The organism is Pseudomonas sp. SDT291_1_S447 (genome assembly GCF_054070155.1).
In genome coordinates this window covers 1-22,891 of the sequence record NZ_JBSVXS010000070.1, presented here as the reverse complement: position 1 = coordinate 22,891, position 22,891 = coordinate 1, and the positions used below count along the sequence as shown (strand labels likewise).

Here is a 22,891-nt window from a genome sequence, read left to right as displayed (position 1 = left end):
GCTGTCAATCCGCTTTCGCGAGCAAGCTCGCTCCCACAGGGGAATGAGTGAGACCAGAGATCTCACTCATCGTGTTCAGACCGCTACAGCACGCGGCTCAGTACGGCGCAGCACCCGAACCTTCTGCAGCGTATCCGCGCAAGTCCGCGCCGCTTCCTGACCCTTGTGCACAAAGTGCTCGAAGAAGAACTTCTGATGTTCGTCGCCAGCATGGAAGTGATGCGGGGTCAGGGACACCGAGAACACCGGCACTTCGGTTTCCAGTTGCACTTGCATCAGTCCGCTGACCACCGATTGGGCAACGAACTCGTGGCGGTAGATGCCGCCGTCCACGACCAGGGCTGCGGCGACGATGCCGGCATAACGGCCGGTCTTGGCCAGCAACTTGGCGTGCAAGGGCATTTCAAAGGCGCCGCCGACTTCGAAGATGTCGATGTCCGATTCCTGATAACCCAGGGCAATCATTTCGGCGACGAAGCCTTTACGGCTCTGGTCGACGATTTCCTTGTGCCAGCAGGCCTGGATGAACGCGACGCGCTCGCCGTGAGGGTGTTTGCTTTTGCTGTCGATAGCGGTGGGTTGCATGTTCTGACTCCTGTTTGTGTGAAAAACAGGGCGTTATGAATCGAAAGGGATTCAAGGGTGCGCACACGCACAACATCGCGCGGACGGCCCTTTGGCGTTAATCCCGTTCTCTCTTCATCCGGACTATGACCGTCGGCCCCGGAATCACACCGGGTCTGCTGACCTTGCCGCCGCTCACAACCGAAGCCGTGTCCGTCGCCAAGCGCTCGCGGGCTATGCGCATTGCGCGCAATTACCGCCGGTGGGGAATTGCACCCCGCCCTGAGAACGTTTTTGCCGCCCTTTCTCGGGCGGCGCAGCGTTTTTAACACAGATTGTGTGTCTGTGCATTGCGCCTTTCTGATGATTGTCATCGAATTTTTTGCAGGCTCGAAACGACTTTTCCTTGCGCAAGGGTTGATTAATCCACGCGATGACCGCAGTAATTCCACTTCGTAAAGGGATTTCCCCTGCTGACTTGAGGCCAGGTTCATGAGCGTTATCGATCTTCGCAGCGACACCGTCACCCAACCGACTCCGGCCATGCTCGACGCGATGACTGCGGCGGACACCGGCGATGACGTGTACGGCGAAGATCCAACGGTCAATCGTCTGGAAGCAGAATTGGCCAAGCGTCTGGGGTTCGCCGCCGCTTTGTTCGTGCCGACCGGCACCATGAGTAATCTGCTGGGGTTGATGGCGCACTGTGAGCGCGGCGACGAATACGTCGTGGGTCAGCAGGCGCATACCTACAAATACGAGGGCGGTGGCGCGGCGGTGCTCGGTTCGATCCAGCCACAGCCGCTGGAAGTGCAGGCTGACGGTTCGCTGGATCTGGATCAGGTCGCCGCAGCGATCAAACCTGACGACTTCCATTTCGCCCGGACTCGTCTGCTGGCGCTGGAAAACACCATGCAAGGCAAAGTGCTGCCACTGGACTATCTGGCTCGGGCCCGCCAATTCACCCAAGACCACGGTCTCCAGTTGCACCTCGACGGCGCGCGTCTTTACAACGCGGCGGTCAAGCTGGGCGTCGATGCACGGGTAATCACTCAGTACTTTGATTCGGTATCGGTGTGCCTGTCCAAAGGTCTTGGCGCGCCAGTCGGCTCGGTGTTGTGCGGTTCTGAGCAACTGATCGGCAAGGCTCGTCGTTTGCGCAAAATGGTCGGTGGCGGCATGCGCCAGGCTGGACTGTTGGCGGCGGCGGGGCTGTATGCGCTGGATCACAACGTCGAGCGTCTGGCCGACGATCACGCCAATGCGCAATTGCTCGCCGAAGGTCTGCGTGAAGCAGGTTTCATCGTCGAACCCGTGCAAACCAACATGGTTTATGTGCAAATGGGCGACAAAGCCGAAGCACTCAAGGCGTTTGCCGGCGAACGCGGGATCAAATTGAGCGCTGCTACGCGTCTGCGTATGGTCACGCACATGAACGTCAATCGCTCGCAAATCGAGCAAGTGATCGCGACATTCGTCGAGTTTTCGCGCAAGTGACAGCGTTAGCCGTCCAATTGACCGTTTCTATCGTATAAACACGCTGTACCCCGCGCGCAGGGCCGATATAATGCGGCCCTTTGCCGTCGCTTCGTCTGTTGACGTTTCGAACAGGCCTTTGGCCGCAGCCTCCGTGGAAGAACCTAATGAAAAGCGCAGAAATCCGTGAAGCCTTCCTTCGCTTCTTCGAAGAGCAAGGCCACACCCGTGTAGCCTCCAGCTCTTTGATTCCGGGCAACGACCCAACCCTGCTGTTCACTAACGCGGGGATGAACCAGTTCAAGGACTGCTTCCTGGGCCAGGAAAAACGTGCCTACACCCGCGCGACCAGCAGCCAGAAATGCGTGCGTGCCGGTGGCAAGAACAGCGACCTGGAAAACGTCGGTTATACCGCCCGTCACCACACATTCTTCGAAATGCTCGGTAACTTCAGTTTCGGTGACTACTTCAAGAAGGACGCGATTACCTACGCGTGGACCTTCCTGACCGGCGTTCTGCAACTGCCGAAGGAAAAACTCTGGGTCACCGTCTACGCCTCCGACGACGAAGCGTATGACATCTGGACCAAAGAAATCGGTGTGCCGGTCGAGCGCATGATCCGCATCGGCGACAACAAAGGCGCGCCGTACGCTTCCGACAACTTCTGGACCATGGGCGATACCGGCCCGTGCGGCCCATGCACCGAGATTTTCTACGATCACGGCGACCACATCTGGGGCGGCCCACCGGGCTCGCCGGAAGAAGACGGCGACCGTTACATCGAGATCTGGAACAACGTGTTCATGCAGTTCAACCGCACCGCCGATGGCGTGTTGCATCCGTTGCCAGCGCCGTCTGTCGACACCGGCATGGGCCTGGAGCGGATCAGTGCGGTGATGCAGCACGTCAATTCCAACTACGACATTGACCTGTTCAAGAACCTGCTGAAGGCCTCGGCCGAAGCGATCGGTTGCGAAAACGGCGATCAGTCTTCGCTGAAAGTAGTATCCGACCACATCCGTTCGTGCGGCTTCCTGATCGCCGACGGCGTACTGCCGTCCAACGAGGGTCGCGGTTATGTGCTGCGCCGGATCATCCGTCGCGCCTGCCGTCACGGTAACAAGCTGGGCGCCACCGGCAGCTTCTTCTACAAGATCGTCGCGGCGCTGGTTGCCGAGATGGGCGAAGCCTTCCCAGAACTGAAAAAGCAGCAAAGCAACATCGAGCGCGTGCTCAAGGCCGAAGAAGAGCAGTTCTCCAAGACTCTGGAGCACGGCCTGAAGATCCTCGAGCAGGATCTGCTGGAACTCAAAGGCACCGTGGTGCCGGGCGACGTGGTGTTCAAACTCTACGACACCTACGGTTTCCCGATGGACCTGACCGCCGACATCGCGCGTGAGCGCAGCCTGACCGTCGACGAAGCCGGTTTCGAACGTGAGATGGAAGCCCAGCGTGTTCGCGCGCGTTCGGCCAGCTCGTTCGGTCTGGACTACAACACTTTGGTCAAGGTTGATGTGGCCACTGAGTTCACCGGTTACAAAGACACCAGCGGTTCGGCAAAAATCGTCGCTATCTATAAAGATGGCCAGTCGGTCGACGTCTTGAATGAAGGCGAAGAGGCGGTGATCGTTCTGAATCAGACGCCGTTCTACGCAGAATCCGGCGGCCAGATTGGCGACTGCGGTTATCTGCAGGCCGGCAGCAGCCGTTTCGACGTGCGCGACACCACCAAAACCGGCGGCGCGTTCCTGCACCACGGTGTGCTGGACTCGGGCAGCCTGACCATCGGCGCGCCAGTGGAAACCCACGTCGACGCCGAAGTGCGTCACGCCACTTCGTTGAACCACTCGGCCACGCACTTGCTGCACGCTGCACTGCGTCAGGTACTGGGCGAGCACGTTCAGCAGAAAGGTTCGTTGGTGGATAGCCAGCGTCTGCGTTTCGACTTCAGTCACTTTGAAGCAATCAAGCCGGAACAGATCAAAGCACTGGAAGACATCGTCAACGCCGAGATTCGCAAGAACTCCGCCGTTGAAACCGAAGAAACCGACATCGAAACCGCGAAGAACAAAGGCGCGATGGCGCTGTTCGGCGAGAAGTACGGCGACAACGTGCGCGTGCTGAGCATGGGCGGCGATTTCTCCGTCGAGCTGTGCGGCGGTATCCACGCCAACCGTACCGGCGACATCGGCCTGCTGAAAATCATCAGCGAAGGCGGTGTGGCATCGGGCGTGCGTCGTATCGAGGCAGTCACTGGTGCGCAAGCACTGGCCTACTTGAACGCGGCAGAAGAACAACTCAAGGAAGCGGCCAGCCTGGTCAAGGGCAGCCGCGACAACCTGATCGACAAGCTGTCGGCTGTGCTCGAGCGCAACCGCCAACTGGAGAAGCAACTCGAGCAGTTGCAAGCCAAGGCGGCCAGCGCTGCGGGCGACGATCTGTCGTCCTCGGCTCTGGACGTCAAAGGCGTGAAGGTTCTGGCCGCACGTCTGGATGGTCAGGACGCCAAGGCGCTGCTGGCGCTGGTTGATCAGTTGAAGAACAAACTCGGCCGCGCAGTGATCCTGCTCGGCAGTGTCCATGAGGAAAAGGTCGTACTGGTTGCAGGCGTAACCAAGGACCTGACTGGCCAACTCAAAGCCGGTGATTTGATGAAGCAGGCTGCTGCGGCAGTGGGCGGGAAGGGCGGTGGTCGTCCGGACATGGCGCAGGGCGGCGGTATCGACGCCGGCGCGCTGGATGGTGCATTGGCGCTGACCGTTCCATTCGTCGAGCAGGGTTTATAAGACAGTCCGTGCAGCCCGCAGTCTAGTGGCGGGCCGCGCGGCTGTTCGAGTAATTATTGGGCGCCCTTCATGGGCAGAGGCGGCTTTGAAATGGCTTTGATCGTACAGAAATTTGGAGGCACCTCGGTCGGCACTGTCGAGAGAATCGAGCAGGTCGCCGACAAGGTTAAGAAATTCCGCGATGCCGGCGATGACCTGGTGGTTGTGCTGTCTGCAATGAGCGGCGAAACCAACCGTCTGATCGATCTGGCCAAGCAAATCAGTGGCGATGGCCAACCGGTTCCGCGTGAACTGGACGTGATCGTTTCCACCGGTGAGCAGGTGACGATTGCCCTGTTGGCCATGGCGCTGATCAAGCGCGGTGTGCCAGCGGTTTCGTACACCGGTAATCAGGTGCGGATCCTGACCGACAGTGCGCACAATAAAGCGCGTATCTTGCAGATTGATGACCAGAAGATTCGCGGTGATCTGAAAGCGGGTCGCGTGGTGGTTGTCGCCGGTTTCCAGGGCGTCGACGAGCACGGCAACATCACCACCCTCGGTCGTGGCGGTTCCGACACTACCGGCGTGGCACTGGCTGCCGCGTTGAAGGCTGACGAGTGCCAGATCTACACCGACGTTGATGGTGTTTACACCACCGACCCGCGTGTGGTTCCAGTCGCTCAGCGCCTGGACAAGATCACCTTTGAAGAGATGCTGGAAATGGCCAGCCTCGGTTCCAAGGTGTTGCAGATCCGTGCGGTGGAATTCGCCGGCAAGTACAACGTTCCGCTGCGCGTACTGCACAGCTTCAAGGAGGGTCCGGGCACCCTCATTACTATTGATGAAGAGGAAACCATGGAACAGCCGATCATTTCCGGCATCGCTTTCAACCGCGATGAAGCCAAGCTGACCATCCGTGGCGTGCCAGACACCCCGGGCGTGGCGTTCAAGATTCTCGGCCCGATCAGTGCCGCGAACATCGAAGTCGACATGATCGTGCAGAACGTTGCGCACGATAACACCACCGACTTCACCTTCACCGTGCACCGCAACGACTATCAGGCCGCACAGACCGTGCTGGAAAACACCGCTCGCGAGATCGGTGCCCGTGAAGTGGTTGGCGACACCAAGATTGCCAAGGTCTCGATCGTCGGCGTCGGCATGCGTTCCCACGCAGGCGTGGCCAGCCGCATGTTCGAATCCCTGGCAAAGGAAAGCATCAACATCCAGATGATCTCGACTTCGGAAATCAAGGTTTCCGTGGTGATTGAAGAGAAGTACCTGGAACTGGCTGTGCGCGCCCTGCACACGGCTTTCGAACTGGATGCTCCGGCCCGTCAAGGCGAGTAATTCCGTTTCTTGAAGGGCGCGGTCTGACCGCGCCCTTTATTTTTTGAATGGCGCGAGCCCTGAACTGTTCTTTTGCTCGCGCTGGTCAATACTCAGGCATGTAGGGCTACGATCGCTCCGGTTGTAGGTCGGGTGCCTTTTTTTTGCAGACTGTTGTCCCTGAACTGAATTGCGTGAGGAGAAAGGTATGCTGATTCTGACTCGTCGGTGCGCAGAAAGCCTGATTATCGGTGATGGCGAAATCACCGTGACCGTGCTCGGCGTTAAAGGAAACCAAGTGCGTATCGGCGTCAACGCCCCGAAAGAGGTTGCCGTGCACCGTGAGGAAATTTACCTGCGTATAAAGAAAGAGAAGGACGAAGAACCAAGCCATTAATTTTTATCGATTTTTATGTTTGCAAACGGGGAAAAGGTTGGTTAAGATACGCCCCGTGTTGCGGAGAGCTGGCCGAGTGGCCGAAGGCGCTCCCCTGCTAAGGGAGTACACCTCAAAAGGGTGTCGGGGGTTCGAATCCCCCGTTCTCCGCCATTATTTGCTTAGTACGTCGTAATCTGGCTTTTTCTGTAAGTTGTTGAATTTATTAGAAAAAGTGGTTGGAATAGAGATTAGACGGGCTATAATGCGGCGCAACAAATGCACTCGTAGCTCAGCTGGATAGAGTACTCGGCTACGAACCGAGCGGTCACAGGTTCGAATCCTGTCGAGTGCACCATATACCGAAAAGCCCGCGTTTAACGCGGGCTTTTTGCTGTCCGGGATTTGGCTTTTCCTTTCACGCAGCCCCTCTCATCAAAATCGACTTGAGCACTTCGGCCTCGCTTGAGGTCATAGCGATAGCTCGTCGTCGATGTCCGAATATTCACCTTGTCCGGCTTGCCCAGCGCGCTTTCGACATCCTGCTGAGTCATCCCGGCAATCACGCGTTGATTGATGATCGCTTCGCGACGTTGTCTGGCATCGATCAGGTTTCCACACGGGTCTTCGACGGTGCCAGCAACGCCAGGTTCGCGTCCTTTGATTTTCATGCCGGATATTTCTTCGTGGTTGTGCTCCGGCATCACCGCCACAACCGACCCGGGCATATAAGGATGGACTGCCTGCACGGACCGCTGTTCGCCGCTCGCGCAGCTCATGCTGGTGAAGGTGATGCTGCCGTCGATGGCTTCGCAGCGATGAAGGGTGGCAGCGCCCTCGGCAGGCGGGAGGAAAAGCAGGCAGGTGAGTAAAGGCAATGATGATTTCAATGGCATTCGACGTCCTCCATGACGATCTACGCTAAAGGGTAGTCGCTACATTTTTCACTGCCGGTGTGTTTTCTTTTCAGGATGAGTCGTCGCATTTGCACGGATCAGGACGGTGCTCAGGTTTGTTTCGCAAGCGCTTGTTTCGGCCGTGATTTTTTAACGTTTAAAACCGTCAGGCGGTGTATCATTGCGCCCGTCAGCCCCGCCGGGGCTTATGGAATACCTCCATGGACTTACCCAGTAGTTACTCAGTACCCCGTTTCACCAATCATGAATTGACTGATTGATCCTTCCGGCGTGCCCCGCTGCTGGGAGTGGAGTTCGCCTATGTCTGAAATCGAAGTAAAGAAAACACAGGAAAGCCTGCAGGATCGCCTGGCGCAAGTCGTCGAGCTGCTGCAGCGTCAGCGCGTCGTTGAAGACCTGACTCATCGCCAGGAAGGCGCGCATCACGACCGGGTTGAAAACCTGGTTCACCGGCAAAATCTCGTCGAGTTGCAACGCAAGCTCGATGATCTGCACTCCGCCGACGTCGCCTATATCCTTGAAGCCTTGCCGCTGGACGATCGTCTGACGCTCTGGCAACTGGTCAAGGCCGATCGCGACGGCGACATTCTTCTCGAAGTATCCGATTCCGTTCGTGAAACGCTGATCGCCGACATGGACGATCACGAGCTCCTGGCTGCCGCCAAGGACATGGACGCCGACGAACTTGCTGACCTGGCCTCCGAGCTGCCGCGAGACGTCGTCCATGAGCTGATGGAGAGTCTCGATAACCAGCAGCGCGAACGTGTCCGTTCGGCCTTGTCGTATGACGAGGAGCAGGTCGGTGCGCTGATGGACTTCGAGATGGTGACGATCCGTGAGGATGTCAGTCTCGAAGTGGTGCTGCGCTATCTACGGCGTCTCAAAGAGCTTCCCGGTCATACCGACAAGCTGTTCGTAGTTGATTACGACGGTGTGCTCAAAGGCGTGCTGCCGATCAAGCGTTTGCTGGTCAACGACCCGGAGAAGCAGGTGGCAGATGTCATGGCCAGCGATCCGGTAAGTTTCCACCCGGACGAAGACGCCTACGATGCCGCTCAGGCGTTCGAACGTTACGACTTGATCTCGGCCCCGGTGGTCGACAAGAACGGCAAGCTGATCGGCCGTCTGACCATCGATGAAATGGTCGACTTGATCCGTGAGGAGAGTGAAAGTGAAGTCCTCAACATGGCGGGTCTGCGTGAAGAGGAAGATATTTTCGCTTCGGTATGGAAATCCTTGCGCAACCGTTGGGCGTGGCTGGCGATCAATCTGATCACCGCGTTCGTCGCGTCACGTGTGATTGGCCTGTTTGAAGGTTCGATCGAGAAGCTGGTAGCGCTCGCGGCATTGATGCCCATTGTGGCCGGTATTGGCGGTAACTCGGGTAACCAGACGATCACCATGATTGTTCGCGCCATGGCGCTTGACCAGGTCAGCACCGGTAATACTTCACGTCTGATGCGTAAAGAGCTGGCAGTCGGGTTGATCAACGGTCTGGTCTGGGGCGGCGTGATCGGTGTGGTCGCTTATCTGCTTTACGGCAGTTGGTCGCTGGGTGTGGTGATGACGGCCGCGATGACGCTCAACTTGTTGCTGGCGGCGTTGATGGGGGTGTTGATCCCGATGACCCTGGCCAAGATGGGCCGCGACCCGGCCATGGGTGCCAGCGTGATGATCACGGCAATGACCGACAGTGGTGGCTTCTTCATCTTCCTGGGGTTGGCGACAATCTTCCTGCTCTGATCCGCTTAAATGAAAAGCCCGCCGATTGGCGGGCTTTTTTATGCGTGTAGCTTTATCTGTGCAGCCCTCAAATCGCAGGCAAAAAAAAGCCAGCAATCATGCTGGCTTGAGGTGTTCGGTACGGCTCAGGACGCGTCTGCGGCCATTTCAGCGTCGTGGGCGATCAAGGACACCAACGCGTTCTGCTGACGGTGGGACAGCTGACGGAAGCGTTGCAGCAGCTCGCGCTCGTGAAGCGACAGCTCCGGGCTGTCCAGGCGCATGCTCAGCTCTTCGCCCAATGCACCTTCCTGAATAAGACTCTGCTCAAGGCGCGCAATGATCTCGGAGTTCATGCTGCGATGATGATTGCGAGCCACCTCGGCAATGCGTTCACGCATTCCGTCTGGCAGACGTACGACGAACTTGTCAGCCGTACGGCTGGAATAAATTGCCTGTTTCAATGGGCGCATATATTTAACCGGTTAGTTCAGGGGAGCGGTTCTCGGGATTGGCCGCAGGATGTGTGGTAGGACAAGCATCCGCGCCAAATGGTTCAACCTGAATTGTTAAGAGGCCGGCATCATGCCTCAAAATTGCCAGATCATTGGCGTCAATTCTGTGACAAATATTGAGCCGGGTAAAGGCGTAATGCCAGCACCAATTATCAGAAATGCGGACTGGTTGGAAAACTTTTCCTTCGACCACGTCACTGACCGCTTCCTGATGCCTATCAATTGATGCCCGAAGGCGTCAGAACGTGCATGCTATGCGGCTTTCGATCCTTGTTCCTTACCTTGTACAGAATAGTGGCAATTTGCCGATTTACTAGGGGCAGACACGTGCCCGAGGGCTTTTTCAGGATGGATGGCAGGCTTATTTATCTGATGGGGCCGTCCGGTTCAGGCAAGGACAGCCTGATCGAGGCCGCGCGTGAGCCATTGCGGGCGAGGCACTGCGAGATCATGCGTCGGGTGATTACCCGATCAGCGGAGTCGGTGGGTGAGGATGCTATCGGCGTTACGTCTGAAGAGTTCGAACGACGTCAGCGCGCCGGCGAGTTTTCCCTGGCGTGGCAAGCCAATAGCCTGGCCTATGGCATTCCCAGAGAAATGGACGAATGGTTGCGTTCGGGGCGCGATGTGCTGGTGAACGGCTCGCGTGCCAATCTGCGTCAGGCGATGGAAAGCTACCCGACGCTGTTGCCGGTTCTGCTGACAGTCAAAGATGAGGTCTTGCGCGAACGCTTGCTGCGCCGTGGCCGAGAGACACTGGAACAGATCGACGCCAGACTCGCCCGCAACGCGCTCTTCAAGGACAGGCGATCAAGTGACGCGCCGGTGCACCTGATCGATAATTCCGGCGACCTGGCGGCCGCCGTTCATCAATTGCTTGAGCTGATCCGACTCAACGCAACACCGGATCAAACTTGATCCGGCGGCCGGCAACCAGTGCCAATACGAACAACACCGCAAACACACCGCAGCCAATCAACGGCAGGGTAATTCCGGTGTCCTCGAACAGCGCAAAATGCACAACGCCACTCAATAAGGCGAGGATCAGAAATCCTGCAGCTGACTTGGACATGCTGTACTCCTGAAGATATTTCAAAAAACCAGACGTTCGCCAGCGTCCGCCGGCAGTGCCTGCCCAGGTTCACTGACGGTTTTACGGGCGACGCCGCCCTGATCATTCAGCACCGCCAACTGCGGCGCCTTCTGCACCTGCAAGTAATGCGGCATGCGCTGCGCCACCGATTCCGGCGCAGCACCCTGTGGGACAAAGTGAAAACCCAGCAGAACCGCCAATGCGGCTGCGTTTGCGAGCAAGAGGGTGCTGTTCATGGGGCGCTGCTCCGATTGTTCTTCTATGGAACAGGCAAAGCAGCTGTCGTGCCAACAGTCTAACCGCTGTTAAGTCCTTTAAAAACAAGCATTTGGAAGGGTTTTTCCAAGGCGTCGGGTTGCAATCTGCAATGATGGCTTTTTGGGGGAGTGCAAAATGCACGGTAAATCTTCCCGCAGCATTGCAGGACGCCTGCCTACACTTAAAAAGCCCTACGGATGACATGACAAATCAGGGCCCGGCCGTTAACATGCACGCCGTCCGTCGCGCCGTCTCTGGCCGCGACAAACTCAGTGTCTCAGTAGCTCAATTGGATAGAGCATCCCCCTCCTAAGGGGAAGGTTGGCAGTTCGAACCTGCCCTGGGACACCATCATTCAGAGCATTACAAAAGCTCGCAAAAAAAGCCCCGCGCAGAGCGATCTGCCGGGGCTTTTTCATTTCATTCAGCGCTGCCTAGTTCGCCGCGCCACCCTCAGCCTTGCCTATCGAAGTGCTGACTTGGGTGATGTGGCGGCGGCCATTGACCGTGTAACTTTGTGCCTGTTCTTCAGACCCCGGTTTACGCAGGGTCAGTTGAGCGAACAGCCCGTCTTTTTCATCGTAGGTGCCATACCAGTTGATCAGTCTGGCGATAAAGCAGTCATCGCCAAGGATCACCGGAACGTCAGCGACCGGTTCAATCGCGTAATAACTTGCACCGTAACTGTAATAGTCCTCGTCCCCGGGGCCTGACGGAGGGATTGGGCAGATCGGTTTGGAGCTCGTTGTTTCGTTATTGCCTACCTTGGTCAGGCCTTGCATGAGCGCCTTTTGCACCGCAGGTTCAAGTTCATAGGCTGTTGGATTGTCCTGATTCGCCTGCGTGCGAGGCACGTTCAGTTGATAACGATACTGCACCGTTATCGTCGGGACCTGACGGTTGATCTGCAGGGGATTGAGCAGATAGACCTTATCAACACCGTAGGCGCTGTCTCGGTAGGCGGCGTAGATTTTTCCATGCACTTTGATCCAGTTGACCGCTTGGTTGGCGCCGCGATCATTGGTGTAGAAAAGGGTTGTCTCGGCGTTGGCTTCGGGAGCCGCTTTGGCGCCACGTCTGGTGAACCTGGTGCCCGTACCGCGCCAGGTTTCGGTATACGAGAACAACCCTGTACCGCCGGAATACGTTTCAACGATTAGGTCGCGCAGCCCATCGCCATCCAGATCAGTGAGGATATAAGTCGTCTGGCCTGTGTCGGCGGCCCCCGTGATGCTGGACGCAGTCAATGCCTTCCATTCATCCTGACTCACCCCATTCGGAATCGTCTCGGGAAAGTGCGTTTGCTCATCGTCATCGGGGATGGCGGCAAAAGACGTTCTATCGAGGCTTACCGTGAATGCGTCAAGGGTCTTCTCCAGTGCAAACTCGGGATCAACCTTGCGCGCTGCCTCAATACGCTGCTGCAGTTGCGCCATCACTTGTTTGTCTATCTCGTCGGGCGAATACGCCAGCGTATCGATCCATTGCGCTTGCAGCGATTCCAGGCGTTCGCGATAACGCTGGTTCAGGCAACTGACATCCTCAGCACATTGGTTGCGGTCCTTTAGCCAAAGGCGTTGAGTGCTTTTTAGCTCGGCCTTTTCATCTGGCATGGACCTCATGAGTTTGCTGTAGGTAGCGCCCATCTGCGTATCCAGCGCATACAACCCTTTATCCGCACAAACAGCGTTCTCAACCGCACTCACCGCTTTCGCACAATCCATTCCGGCCGCCATCGCCTGCTGGAAAAACAGCAGCGCACAGGCGGACACGATGCAACGTCCTTTGATGTACACGAGATAAACCTTGTAGTGGAAAGGTAAGAAGCCGCGCAGAGTAATCGCAGAACGACGAATCTTGAAGCGCCGGCTTCAGGGAACGCCACTTGTGGCCGATAACCCACTCGGTGACTTAAAAGTCGCGTGAATTAGCTTGATAGCATTTGGCCGGCAGCTATCATCTGCGCGCCTGAAATTGCCCTCACTTCAATTGCCTGGAAATCTTCGATGCTGTCGTATCACCAAAAGAGTTTTCTGATCGTCGATGATTTCTCGGATTTCCGCAGTTCCGTCCGTTCGATGCTGCGTGAGCTTGGGGTCAAGGACGTCGACACCGCCGACACCGGTGAGCAGGCGCTGAAGATGTGTGCGCAGAAGTCCTACGATTTCATCCTGCAGGATTTCCATCTCGGCGACGGCAAGAAGAACGGCCAGCAGGTGCTTGAAGACCTGATGCTGGAAAAGCTGATCAGCCATGAAGCGGTGTTTGTCATGGTCACTGCCGAGACCAGTCAGGCGATGGTGCTCAGTGCTCTGGAGCACGAGCCGGATGCTTACCTGACCAAGCCCTTCAACCGTTCCGGCCTGGCCCAGCGCCTGGAGCGCCTGGAGCAGCGCAAGACCTTGCTCAAACCGATTCTGCAAGCGCTCGACCGTGGCAAACCGGTTGAGGTACTTAACGCCTGCATCGCGTTGTGCAAGCAGGACATTCGTTATTCGCCGTTGTGCCTGCGTTACCGTGCCGATGCGTTGCGTGATCTCAATCAGAACGAGGCGCTGGAGCGTCTCTATGACGGCATCATTGCTGATCGACCATTGCCGTGGGCGTTTGCCGGGTTGGGCAAGTTGTTGTTCAAACGCGGGCAGATTGCGCAGGCCAAAGGCGTTTACGAAAAAGCCCTGAAGGTGTTTCCGATGATGCCGTCGCTGTATGACGGCATGGCCGATGTGCTGGTGGCTGAGGGTGATACCAAGGGCGCGCAACGGGTGCTTGAAGAGGCGATTCGCTTGTCGCCGCTGGCGGTGCGTCGGCAGGCGTTGCTCGGCAAACTGGCGATGACCAACGAGGATTTCGAAACCGCTTCGCGCGCCTATCGTCAAGCGGTGGCGCAGGGTGCGCAGTCGCGCTTCAAGGATCCGGAAAGCAACTTGGGTCTTGCCCATGCGCTGATCAGCAAGGGCAGCGATCGCGGGCTCGACACGCGCACGCGGCTGGAGATCAACACCACCCTCAGCGCCGTGGCCAAAGAGAATCCGACCGATCCGGGCCTGCAGATTCGTGCACGCCTGATGAAGGCCACCAGCCTGTTGCTCAACGATGCCGAAACCGCCGACAAGCTCACCGAGCAAGCCATGATGCGCCTCGACGGTATGGAGCAATTCATGAGTCCGGAGGCGGCGCTGTTGGTCGCCAAGCAGTTGCAGATGCTCGGTCAGGCCGAAGCGGGCACTTCGATGCTCAAGAGCTGTGCGGAAATCTACGGCGACGACCCGGCGGTGATGAAAGACATCGCCAAGCTCACCGATGATCCGACGATCCTCAGTTCCAGCAACGCCGCCGCCGACCTCAACCGTCAGGGCGTGCGCGTTTACAAGACCGGCAACCTGGTGGAGGCCCGCGAGGTCTTCCGCAAGGCGCTGAAGATGCAACCGAAGAACATCAGTATCGCGCTGAACATGGCCCAGTCGCTGCTCCACGGCACCGACACCAGTGTGCCGTCGGCGGAGCTGGAAGAATGTCGGGCTTGCCTGAAAATGGTCGGCCTGATGCCCGACACCGACGCGCGTTTTGCGCGTTATCAGAAGCTGAAAAGCAAGGCGTTTGGCGAATGAACCAAGACGAGCAGGCTCTGGATTTTTCCACGGTGATCGCCTCCACCGTCCACGACATGAAGAACTCGCTGGCCATGCTCATGCAGGCCCACAGCCAGTGGCTGGCGCGGTTGCCAGAGGCCCAGCGCCAAGGCACGGAGCAGGGCGTGATCGACTTCGAGTTCGCCCACCTCAACGGCATGCTGGTGCAACTGCTCGGGCTGTATAAGCTCGGCGTTAACCAGATGCCACTGCAACCGGCCTATCACGAGCTCGACGATTTCATCGAGGCGCAACTGGCGGCGCATCAAGAGGTGTTCGCCAGTCGCGGCATCATCGCCACCTATGAAGTCGATCCGCTGAGCCCGCTGGGCTTCTTCGACCGCGAACTGATCGCCTCGGTGTTGGGCAACTGCATCAACAACGCCATTCGTTATGCGCGTGAATCGTTGCTGATCACCGTCAGCGACGAAGCCGGGCAACTGGTGCTGAGCATCAACGACGACGGCGACGGTTACCCGGCCGAGATGCTCGAGCGTCAGGCCGATTACGTGCAGGGCATCAATCACAGCAGCGGCAGCACCGGGCTTGGCCTGTACTTCGCCAATCGCATCGCCGCGCTGCATCAGCGCAATGGCGTCGAAGGTCGCACCGAAATCAGCAACGGCGGAACGCTCGGCGGCGGGGTGTTCAGCCTTTATCTGCCGTGACACGGGTTTTTGTTTGACGCTGCTTGATATTCCGAACAGCCGGAGCCTATTTTGTACGGGTCGCCGTTCGCGGCTCGCACAATAACAAGGATTGCGTCATGACAAGCGATGGCCAGCGTTCACTCGCGCAGCGACTGACGGGCATTGATGAGATTGAATGTGTCACGCCGGATTTGAACGGCGTACCTCGGGGCAAGGTGATGACCGCCGAGGGTTTCCTCGAAGGGCGGCGTTTGCAGCTGGCGCGTGGCGTGCTGCTGCAATGCATCATGGGCGGATATCCAGCGGCGCGGTTTTACGGCAGCGATGACGGCGATCTCGCGCTGATTGCCGAACCGACCCAGATCCATCGTTTGCCATGGAGTGACGAGCCGCGTGCCCTGGCCATTTGCGACGCCGATGAACTGACCGGCGAAAGCTCCAATCTGTCGACCCGGGGGCAACTCAAAGCGGTCATCGCTCGGTATGCGGCACGCGGTCTGGCGCCGGTGGTGGCCACCGAACTGGAGTTCTTCGTGTTCGCGCCGAACAGCGATCCGGCTCAGCCGTTCCGTCCACCGGTTGGTCTCGATGGTCGCCGCGAGGAGGGGCAGTCAGCGTTCAGCGTCAGTTCCAATAACGGTCTGCGGCCGTTCTTCAATGAAGTCTATAAATGCATGGCGGCCCTCGGCCTGCCGCGCGATACCTTCATGCATGAGATGGGCGTCAGCCAGTTCGAGATCAATCTGCTGCACGGCGATCCGCTGTTGCTCGCCGACCAGACATTCCTGTTCAAGCACCTGCTCAAGGAAGTCGCCCTCAAGCATGGCCTGAGCGTGGTGTGCATGGCCAAGCCGCTGGCGCACACGCCGGGCAGTTCAATGCATATTCATCAGAGCATCGTCGACATCGGCAGCGGCAAGAATGTCTTCAGCGACGAAAGCGGTCAGCCGACGGCGATGTTCCGCCACTTCATCGCTGGGCAGCAGGCGGGCATGGCCGATTTCACCGCGTTGTTTGCACCGAATGTGAACTCCTATCAGCGCCTGTGTCACCCCTATGCGTCGCCGAATAATGCCTGCTGGTCCCATGACAATCGCGCCGCCGGTTTGCGTATTCCCGCCAGTTCGCCGGTCGCTCGTCGCGTGGAAAACCGTTTGCCGGGCGCCGATGCCAATCCGTACCTGGCGATTGCGGCCAGTCTGGCTGCGGGCTTGCATGGTATCGAGCATGAGTTGGAGCCGACAGAAGCCATTCAGGGTGAGTTCGACGTGCCGGACAATCTTTCGCTGCCGTGTACCTTGCACGCCGCGCTTGAGCGTCTGAAACGTAGCCAATTGGCGAGGGAACTGTTCGGACAGGAGTTCATCGAAGGCTACATCGCTTCGAAGACCATGGAGTTGACCAGCTTCTTTGATGAAATCACTCCCTGGGAACGGCGTGTTCTAGCAGCCCAGGCCTGACGAACTGTCGCCATCGGGCTATCGTTTGATAGCCCGGTATTTACTGCAAGGAGCCGCTCGGAACGCCGATGCGCCAAATCTGGAAATCCTTTCGAGCGCTGTATTTCGCCTCGCTGATGATGTTGATCGGCTCGGGCCTTCTATCCACTTATCTGGCCTTGCGGCTGGCCGCTGACAACGTCGACGGCCTCTGGGTCGGTGCGCTGATGGCGGCCAACTATTTCGGCCTGGTGCTGGGCGGCAAGATCGGTCACCGGTTGATCGCGCGGGTCGGGCATATCCGTGCTTATTCAGCGTGTGCCGGGATCGTCGGGGCGGCAGTGCTTGGCCACGGTCTGGTCGATTGGCTGCCGGCCTGGCTGGTGCTGCGGACCATCGTCGGTCTGGGCATGATGTGCCAGTACATGGTCATCGAGAGCTGGCTCAACGAGCAGGCGGACGCCAATCAGCGAGGTCTGGTGTTCAGCGGTTACATGATCGCTTCGTACCTTGGCCTGGTGTTGGGCCAACTGATTCTGGTCATGCACCCCGGTCTGGGTCTGGAACTGCTGATGCTGGTCGCGCTGTGCTTTGCGCTGTGTCTGGTGCCTGTGACGTTGACTCGACGGATTCACCCGGCGCCCCTGCATCCGGCGCCGATGGAGCCGCGCTTCTTTATCAAACGGGTCCCGCAGTCGCTGAGTACGGTGCTCGGTGCCGGTTTGATCATCGGTTCGTTCTATGGTCTGGCACCGTTGTATGCCTCGCAGCAGGGACTGTCGACCGAGCAGGTCGGTCTGTTCATGGGTAGCTGCATTTTTGCCGGTTTGCTGGTGCAGTGGCCGTTGGGCTGGTTGTCCGATCGTTACGACCGGGCGCTGCTGATTCGTTGCTTTGCCGGGTTCCTGGCGGTGGCGGCGTTGCCGTTGGCGGTGTTGCCGCAAGTGCCGCTTGAGGTGCTGTTCGGGGTTGGCTTTCTCTGTTCGCTGGTGCAGTTCTGTCTGTATCCGCTGGCGGTGGCGTTTTCCAATGACCACGTGGAAGGTGATCGCCGGGTGTCGCTGACGGCGATGCTGCTGGTGACTTATGGTGTCGGTGCGAGCATCGGGCCGTTGCTTGCGGGCGTGTTGATGAAGCTGTTTGGCAGCCAGAGCCTGTATGCGTTCTTCAGCTTCTTCGCGCTGGTACTGGTGTGGCGGATCCGACCGAAAGCGGTGACCAATCTGCATCAAGTCGACGACGCGCCGCTGCATCACGTGGCTATGCCGGACAGCATGTCCAGTTCGCCGCTGGTGGCAGCCCTCGACCCTCGCGTAGATGAGCAAGTGGTGCAGGAGCAGATGGTGCAGGACCCGGTGCAGACGCCGGCAAACCCCGAGCCTGAACCTGCTACGCCGTCAGAGCCTGCGGCAGAAGGCGAACCGGATACCGATAATCCTGCGCCCGATCTCAGTGGCGGCAGACCCTGAACTGAACAAAAACACCGCGCATAAAAAAGGGCAGTCCCACCAGGTACTGCCCTTTTTGTTGGTCGCTGCGAATCACATATCGTCTTTATCGAAACGGCGTGCTTCACGTTGCAGCTGATAAACGAAACGCTCAACGTTGCGTGCAGCCTGACCACTGATGTTGTGGAAACGCAGGCCGGCAAAGGTGATGTTGAGTTTTTCTTCGAAGTGCAGATAACGCAGTTCGACGGAGGTCGGCTGGTTGCCGAACAGCGGCGGGGCGATCAAGCGGTCATAGACCTGGCCCAGTTGCAGGCGGTCAGTGATATCGCCTTCGAAGCGCAGCTTGCAGCCAGTCGCGGAGATATCCAGCAGTTTGCCGTTGATCGGCGCCTTGAGCTTTTCGCCGCCCAGTTCAACGCTGACCAGATCAGTCAGTTTCAGCGCGGCGCGGAAAGCATTGCGGCGCTGGTGGTAAACCACTTCGGTCGGCAGTTCGCCGGTGTAGAAACGATCACCTTCGGACTCTTCGATGTTCAGTGTGCCGGTGCATTCCCAGGCAATGCGCACACCGTCGTGAAAACCTTCGACCTTGAACGGCTCGCCGGCCAGCAGAAAGCGTTCGCCATCACGCGGGATCATCTCGTCCAGCGCGATCGAAGCGCTGTCACGGTCGACTTTGATCAGGTAGCTCTGGAAGCGCTGGCTGCGCTCATGGAAGGTAATGATCAGCGGATCGTGGCTCTCTTGCAGCTGGCGCAGGTTGCTGGAGATTTCCAGTGGCGTGGTGAGCACCTTAGGGGGCTGCGGAGCATCATCCGCGCTGAGGGCGTTGGACACGGTTTATCAATCTCCAGACAAAATATGACGACTAGCCAGCATTTTGCCAGCATGTTCCGCGGGTTGATAGAGCTGGCGCATCAACGGCTCATGCCTGGCTGAGCGGACGCGGCGTGGCGGGTTTGGCAAATGTACCGCTGGCGTTATAAAGCGCAGGCGCTTCACCACCGGTGAGGATCTTCAGCTGATTAGCCGTGGCGGCCTGCTGGATCTGGATCGACTGACCATTCTTGAGGTTGGCGGCCTGGCATTGCGCGATCAGATCGGTCAATGCGTCGCCTTGCGTCAACAACTGCTCGCCAATGCTCGACTGGCCAGCCAATTGCTCAAGACCTGTACGATCAGTCGGCAGATTGAGGCTGGCGAGGATTTCGCTGCGTTTGCGGCCATGCTGTTCAAGCAGAATGATCAACGCCTGTTTGTGCGCCAGAATTTCTTCCAGCAGGGGCATGTCGCGACCGTGCAACGCGAGGGATTCGGTTTGCAACAACTCCAGCAATTGTTGAGCTGGAGCAAAGTCGTCGTTGATCAATTGCAATAAATTAGTGTCGTGCATGGCTGGCCTTGGGTTTTAAGCGTCCAAAAGCCTGGCGCAGGCAAAGGCCTAGCGCTGGGCTTCGAAGTTGAGCAGTTTGCTGGCTACACGGTTGCTGTCGACTTTATAGCTGCCATCGGCAATCGCGGCTTTCAACTCGGCCACACGGGCTTTGTCGACAGCAGGTTGATCGCGCAGCTTGTCAGTGACCTTCTGCAACTGTTGAGCCTCATTGCTGAGGTGTACCGATTCCCCGCTTTTTGCGGTACTGGCCTGTTCGGCCGGGGTATTCAGCGGCGCGGAGGTGCCGGTTTCGGCTGTTTCCTTGGCGTTGCTGGTACGTGTACTGCCCGTAAGTGACGAGGAGCTGTTCAAACGGCTGAAATCGATGACCATGATAAAAACCTCTGGGAATTTGGACGCTTGCCATGTTTTCGGCCATCCCCTGGAAAACTTTAGGCACATTTACAATGAGCCTTGCATGCGCCGGCGCGTGTCCTGCTGCGGCACAGTTTAGGGAACAGCCGGGGCCAGCGCCAGTTTTCTACATCGCCACTTCCACTTGGCCCGGCGCGGTGACTTGCGCCTTGATGACCCGTTGCGAGTTGAGGTTTTTTACGCGGATCTGTTCTTTCAAACCGCCATTGGCCAGCGCTTCGCCGGGCATGCGCACGGCGAGCGTGCCGCTGCGGGCGGTGATGACCACTTGATCGCCCTTGCGAATGACTTCCGCCTGTTCCAGATGAACCAGGGTAATGACCTGATCGGCTACCGTTGGTCGGGTTAATTTCTGCCCGATCGCTTCGTCTACCGAGGTCAGAAAGCCTTGGTTGATCGTGCTCACGTCGCGCTCACGCAGAGTCACGTCCTGTGGTTCGATAATCCCCGCACGTTTGAGCGGGCGCGTGGTCGTCACAATCTCGCGAAACAGGCGGACTTGAGCGGGCACGAACACCGTCCAGGGCGAGGCGCCTTCGCAGCGAACCTTCACGGTAACCCGGCCCAGCGGACGTGCCGGACTCTCCAGCGTGGCTGTCAATTCCTTGTCGCACATAGGCATGCGCATACGGGGGTCGAGCTGGTTTACTTCGATTTCGTAGCGGCCTTCCGTTTGACTGGTAGCCAGATAGTCTTCTACGGTGAACTCAAGAAAGCCCTGAGTGACGCCGATAAGCATGTCAGGCAAGGTAACCGCATCAGCAATGGCAGGGCTGCCAGCAAAAAAGCAGCAAATAGCGCCCGCAGCACAAAGCCCTCTGCGAAGGGGTGATGTCAGGCGTCGAAAAAATGTCGTTTGAGCGTTCATACGAGTTAAAAAGCAAGCGCCGTGCCGTTTAGCAATGAATGTGCGTCGCAACAACACTTGGCGTTGGTGTAGGAGTCTGGGCATGGCTGGTGTAATGGATTCGGTGAACCAGCGCACGCAACTGGTGGGGCAGAATCGCCTGGAGCTGTTGTTGTTCCGTCTTGACGGTCAGCAGCTCTACGGAATCAACGTGTTCAAGGTACGGGAAGTGTTGCAGTGCCCGTCGCTGACGTTGATGCCCAAGTCCAGTCCTGTCGTGTGCGGGGTGGCAAATATCCGGGGGGCGACCATTCCGATCCTTGATCTGGCAATGGCCACCGGTTCCGGAGCGTTGAAAGACAAGAACAACCCGTTCGTGATCATCACGGAGTACAACACCAAGACCCAGGGTTTCCTGGTCCGCTCGGTGGAGCGCATCGTCAACATGAACTGGGAAGAGATTCATCCACCGCCCAAGGGCACGGGTCGCGATCATTACCTGACCGCTGTGACTCGGGTGGACAATCAGTTAGTCGAAATCATCGACGTCGAGAAAGTGCTGGCGGAAGTTGCGCCGACACCGGAAGCGATTTCGGTGGGCGTGGTCGATGTCGAGACCCAGACCAAGGCATTGTCGTTGCGTGTCTTGACGGTCGATGACTCGTCGGTGGCGCGCAAGCAGGTCACGCGTTGCCTGCAGACGATCGGTGTCGAAGTGGTGGCGCTGAACGATGGCAAGCAGGCGCTGGATTACCTGCGCAAGCTGGTCGACGAGGGCAAGAAGCCGGAAGAAGAGTTCCTGATGATGATTTCCGACATCGAGATGCCGGAGATGGACGGGTACACCCTGACGGCGGAAATCCGCGGCGACGCACGCATGCAAAAGCTTCACATCATCCTGCATACTTCGTTGTCCGGGGTATTCAATCAGGCGATGGTCAAGAAAGTCGGTGCCGATGACTTCCTGGCCAAGTTCCGCCCTGATGACCTGGCATCCCGGGTAGTCGACCGGATCAAAGCAGCAGATATCAGCTAGGAGCGTTTTGCTCCTGGCGGTCAACACGATTTAAGAGGCGGCATCATTGTCTACGGGTAATTTGGATTTCGAACAGTTCCGGGTCTTCCTGGAAAAAGCCTGTGGCATTTTGCTCGGTGAAAACAAGCAGTACCTGGTCTCGAGCCGTCTCAACAAACTGATGGAGCAGCAAGGCATCAAATCCCTGGGTGAGCTGGTTCAGCGCATCCAGACCCAGCCGCGCAGCGGTTTGCGCGAGCAGGTGGTCGATGCCATGACGACCAACGAAACCTTGTGGTTTCGCGATACCTATCCGTTTGAAGTCTTGAAGAACAAGGTGCTGCCTGAAGCGATCAAGGCCAGCCCCAACCAGCGTCTGCGGATCTGGTCGGCAGCGTGCTCGTCGGGCCAGGAACCGTACTCGCTGTCGATGTCGATCGACGAGTTCGAGCGCAGCAACCTTGGCCAACTGAAGATGGGTGTGCAGATCGTTGCCACTGATTTGTCCGGCCTGATGCTGACCAACTGCAAGACGGGCGAGTACGACAGCCTGGCAATCGGTCGCGGTTTGTCGCCGGAACGTCTGCAGCGTTACTTCGACCCGAAAGGGCCGGGGCGCTGGGTGATCAAGGCGCCGATCAAGAATCGCGTGGAGTTCCGCTCGTTCAACCTGCTCGACAGCTATGCGGCGCTGGGCAAGTTCGACATCGTGTTCTGCCGCAACGTGTTGATCTACTTCTCTGCCGAAGTGAAGAAAGACATCCTGTTGCGCATCCACAGCACGTTGAAGCCGGGCGGTTATCTGTTCCTTGGCGCTTCCGAGGCGTTGAACGGTTTGCCGGATCATTACCAGATGGTTCAGTGCAGCCCGGGGATCATTTACCAGGCGAAATGATTGCATCGGCAATACAAAAAAACGGCAGGCCCGCAAAGGCCTGCCGTTTTTTGTGCCCGAAGAAATTCTCCTTAACACCACAAAACCCCTGTAGGAGTGAGCCTGCTCGCGATAGCGGTAGCACATTCAGCATC

Annotated in this window: 22 protein-coding genes, 3 tRNA genes and 1 riboswitch; of the genes, 15 read left to right on the top strand and 10 right to left on the bottom strand. The window is 57.8% G+C overall.

Annotated elements, in window-relative coordinates; translation table 11 throughout:
* Nucleotides 1–75: 75 nt before the first annotated feature.
* The gene (locus tag ACW9IR_RS19915) at nt 76–585 is read right to left on the bottom strand and encodes a 6,7-dimethyl-8-ribityllumazine synthase (protein WP_102900857.1); all 510 of its coding nucleotides are present in this window, start codon (nt 583–585) and stop codon (nt 76–78) included.
* A gap of 101 nt (nt 586–686) precedes the next feature.
* Nucleotides 687–858: riboswitch (FMN riboswitch) on the bottom strand.
* Between the two features lie 198 nt (nt 859–1,056).
* Here ACW9IR_RS19915 and ltaE point away from each other — a divergent pair.
* The 6 genes from ltaE (at nt 1,057) to ACW9IR_RS19885 (ending at nt 6,871) form a co-directional block, all read left to right on the top strand.
* Nucleotides 1,057–2,061: a low-specificity L-threonine aldolase gene (ltaE, locus tag ACW9IR_RS19910; RefSeq protein WP_102900856.1), complete on the top strand. Its 1,005-nt coding sequence runs from the start codon at nt 1,057–1,059 to the stop codon at nt 2,059–2,061.
* Between the two features lie 146 nt (nt 2,062–2,207).
* Nucleotides 2,208–4,826: an alanine--tRNA ligase gene (gene alaS / locus ACW9IR_RS19905; RefSeq protein WP_457464793.1), complete on the top strand. Its 2,619-nt coding sequence runs from the start codon at nt 2,208–2,210 to the stop codon at nt 4,824–4,826.
* Nucleotides 4,827–4,916: 90 nt separating this feature from the next.
* Entirely contained in the window at nt 4,917–6,158 is a 1,242-nt protein-coding gene (locus tag ACW9IR_RS19900) for an aspartate kinase (protein ID WP_008086083.1), read from the top strand.
* A gap of 187 nt (nt 6,159–6,345) precedes the next feature.
* A complete protein-coding gene (csrA, locus tag ACW9IR_RS19895; protein WP_002554426.1) occupies nt 6,346–6,534 on the top strand; it encodes a carbon storage regulator CsrA in 189 nt (62 codons plus the stop codon).
* Nucleotides 6,535–6,596: 62 nt separating this feature from the next.
* A tRNA-Ser gene (locus ACW9IR_RS19890) sits at nt 6,597–6,687 on the top strand.
* A 107-nt stretch (nt 6,688–6,794) separates the two neighbouring features.
* Nucleotides 6,795–6,871: transfer RNA gene (locus ACW9IR_RS19885), tRNA-Arg, on the top strand.
* 19 nt (nt 6,872–6,890) lie between these two features.
* Here the strand turns inward: ACW9IR_RS19885 and ACW9IR_RS19880 are convergent.
* Nucleotides 6,891–7,409, bottom strand: a complete 519-nt coding sequence (locus ACW9IR_RS19880) for a cell envelope protein SmpA (RefSeq protein ID WP_102900854.1) — start codon at nt 7,407–7,409, stop codon at nt 6,891–6,893.
* A 321-nt stretch (nt 7,410–7,730) separates the two neighbouring features.
* Between ACW9IR_RS19880 and mgtE the strand changes: the two genes are divergently transcribed.
* Nucleotides 7,731–9,173: a magnesium transporter gene (mgtE, locus tag ACW9IR_RS19875; protein ID WP_016983964.1), complete on the top strand. Its 1,443-nt coding sequence runs from the start codon at nt 7,731–7,733 to the stop codon at nt 9,171–9,173.
* Nucleotides 9,174–9,298: 125 nt separating this feature from the next.
* On the opposite strand, the gene ACW9IR_RS19870 is transcribed toward mgtE, so the two are convergent.
* Nucleotides 9,299–9,625: an Arc family DNA-binding protein gene (locus tag ACW9IR_RS19870; protein ID WP_003178899.1), complete on the bottom strand. Its 327-nt coding sequence runs from the start codon at nt 9,623–9,625 to the stop codon at nt 9,299–9,301.
* A gap of 390 nt (nt 9,626–10,015) precedes the next feature.
* Here ACW9IR_RS19870 and phnN point away from each other — a divergent pair, with 390 nt between their 5' ends.
* Nucleotides 10,016–10,585: a phosphonate metabolism protein/1,5-bisphosphokinase (PRPP-forming) PhnN gene (phnN, locus tag ACW9IR_RS19865; protein ID WP_457464799.1), complete on the top strand. Its 570-nt coding sequence runs from the start codon at nt 10,016–10,018 to the stop codon at nt 10,583–10,585.
* Here phnN and ACW9IR_RS19860 read toward each other — a convergent pair.
* Complete coding sequence (locus tag ACW9IR_RS19860; RefSeq protein ID WP_095123077.1) at nt 10,560–10,739, bottom strand: PA3371 family protein; 180 nt, start codon at nt 10,737–10,739, stop codon at nt 10,560–10,562. The two genes, phnN and ACW9IR_RS19860, sit on opposite strands and share 26 nt — an antisense overlap.
* Before the next feature lie 20 nt (nt 10,740–10,759).
* The gene (locus ACW9IR_RS19855) at nt 10,760–10,996 is read right to left on the bottom strand and encodes a hypothetical protein (protein ID WP_095123075.1); all 237 of its coding nucleotides are present in this window, start codon (nt 10,994–10,996) and stop codon (nt 10,760–10,762) included.
* A gap of 296 nt (nt 10,997–11,292) precedes the next feature.
* Here ACW9IR_RS19855 and ACW9IR_RS19850 point away from each other — a divergent pair.
* A tRNA-Arg gene (locus ACW9IR_RS19850) sits at nt 11,293–11,369 on the top strand.
* A gap of 83 nt (nt 11,370–11,452) precedes the next feature.
* Here the strand turns inward: ACW9IR_RS19850 and ACW9IR_RS19845 are convergent.
* Nucleotides 11,453–12,814 carry a lysozyme inhibitor LprI family protein gene (locus ACW9IR_RS19845; protein WP_457464790.1) on the bottom strand — a complete coding sequence of 454 codons (1,362 nt, stop codon included), beginning with the start codon at nt 12,812–12,814 and terminating at the stop codon, nt 11,453–11,455.
* Nucleotides 12,815–13,024: 210 nt separating this feature from the next.
* Here ACW9IR_RS19845 and ACW9IR_RS19840 point away from each other — a divergent pair, with 210 nt between their 5' ends.
* The 4 genes from ACW9IR_RS19840 to ACW9IR_RS19825 all read left to right on the top strand — a co-directional run bounded on the left by ACW9IR_RS19840 (nt 13,025) and on the right by ACW9IR_RS19825 (nt 18,208).
* Nucleotides 13,025–14,629 (top strand): response regulator, encoded by a 1,605-nt coding sequence (locus ACW9IR_RS19840; protein ID WP_457464788.1) that lies wholly within the window; start codon nt 13,025–13,027, stop codon nt 14,627–14,629.
* The gene (locus ACW9IR_RS19835) at nt 14,626–15,318 is read left to right on the top strand and encodes a sensor histidine kinase (RefSeq protein WP_457464787.1); all 693 of its coding nucleotides are present in this window, start codon (nt 14,626–14,628) and stop codon (nt 15,316–15,318) included. The genes ACW9IR_RS19840 and ACW9IR_RS19835 overlap by 4 nt, the downstream gene beginning before the upstream one ends.
* A gap of 200 nt (nt 15,319–15,518) precedes the next feature.
* A complete protein-coding gene (locus tag ACW9IR_RS19830; RefSeq protein ID WP_457464797.1) occupies nt 15,519–16,760 on the top strand; it encodes a glutamine synthetase family protein in 1,242 nt (413 codons plus the stop codon).
* 68 nt (nt 16,761–16,828) lie between these two features.
* Nucleotides 16,829–18,208: an MFS transporter gene (locus ACW9IR_RS19825; protein ID WP_095123065.1), complete on the top strand. Its 1,380-nt coding sequence runs from the start codon at nt 16,829–16,831 to the stop codon at nt 18,206–18,208.
* 72 nt (nt 18,209–18,280) lie between these two features.
* Here the strand turns inward: ACW9IR_RS19825 and ACW9IR_RS19820 are convergent, their stop codons facing one another.
* From ACW9IR_RS19820 to flgA, 4 genes are all read right to left on the bottom strand, one after another.
* The gene (locus tag ACW9IR_RS19820; RefSeq protein ID WP_095123064.1) at nt 18,281–19,027 is read right to left on the bottom strand and encodes a flagellar brake protein; all 747 of its coding nucleotides are present in this window, start codon (nt 19,025–19,027) and stop codon (nt 18,281–18,283) included.
* 88 nt (nt 19,028–19,115) lie between these two features.
* Nucleotides 19,116–19,583 (bottom strand): flagella synthesis protein FlgN, encoded by a 468-nt coding sequence (locus tag ACW9IR_RS19815; protein WP_095123062.1) that lies wholly within the window; start codon nt 19,581–19,583, stop codon nt 19,116–19,118.
* 48 nt (nt 19,584–19,631) lie between these two features.
* The gene (gene flgM / locus ACW9IR_RS19810; RefSeq protein ID WP_007960324.1) at nt 19,632–19,958 is read right to left on the bottom strand and encodes a flagellar biosynthesis anti-sigma factor FlgM; all 327 of its coding nucleotides are present in this window, start codon (nt 19,956–19,958) and stop codon (nt 19,632–19,634) included.
* 148 nt (nt 19,959–20,106) lie between these two features.
* Nucleotides 20,107–20,868, bottom strand: coding sequence for a flagellar basal body P-ring formation chaperone FlgA (flgA, locus tag ACW9IR_RS19805; RefSeq protein ID WP_095123060.1), 762 nt, complete (start codon nt 20,866–20,868; stop codon nt 20,107–20,109).
* A gap of 82 nt (nt 20,869–20,950) precedes the next feature.
* On the opposite strand from flgA, the gene ACW9IR_RS19800 reads away from it, so the two are divergent.
* Both ACW9IR_RS19800 and cheR read left to right on the top strand, forming a co-directional pair.
* A complete protein-coding gene (locus ACW9IR_RS19800) occupies nt 20,951–21,883 on the top strand; it encodes a chemotaxis protein CheV (RefSeq protein ID WP_007917585.1) in 933 nt (310 codons plus the stop codon).
* 46 nt (nt 21,884–21,929) lie between these two features.
* Nucleotides 21,930–22,757 carry a protein-glutamate O-methyltransferase CheR gene (gene cheR, locus ACW9IR_RS19795; protein ID WP_007917583.1) on the top strand — a complete coding sequence of 276 codons (828 nt, stop codon included), beginning with the start codon at nt 21,930–21,932 and terminating at the stop codon, nt 22,755–22,757.
* The last annotated feature ends 134 nt before the right edge of the window (nt 22,758–22,891 follow it).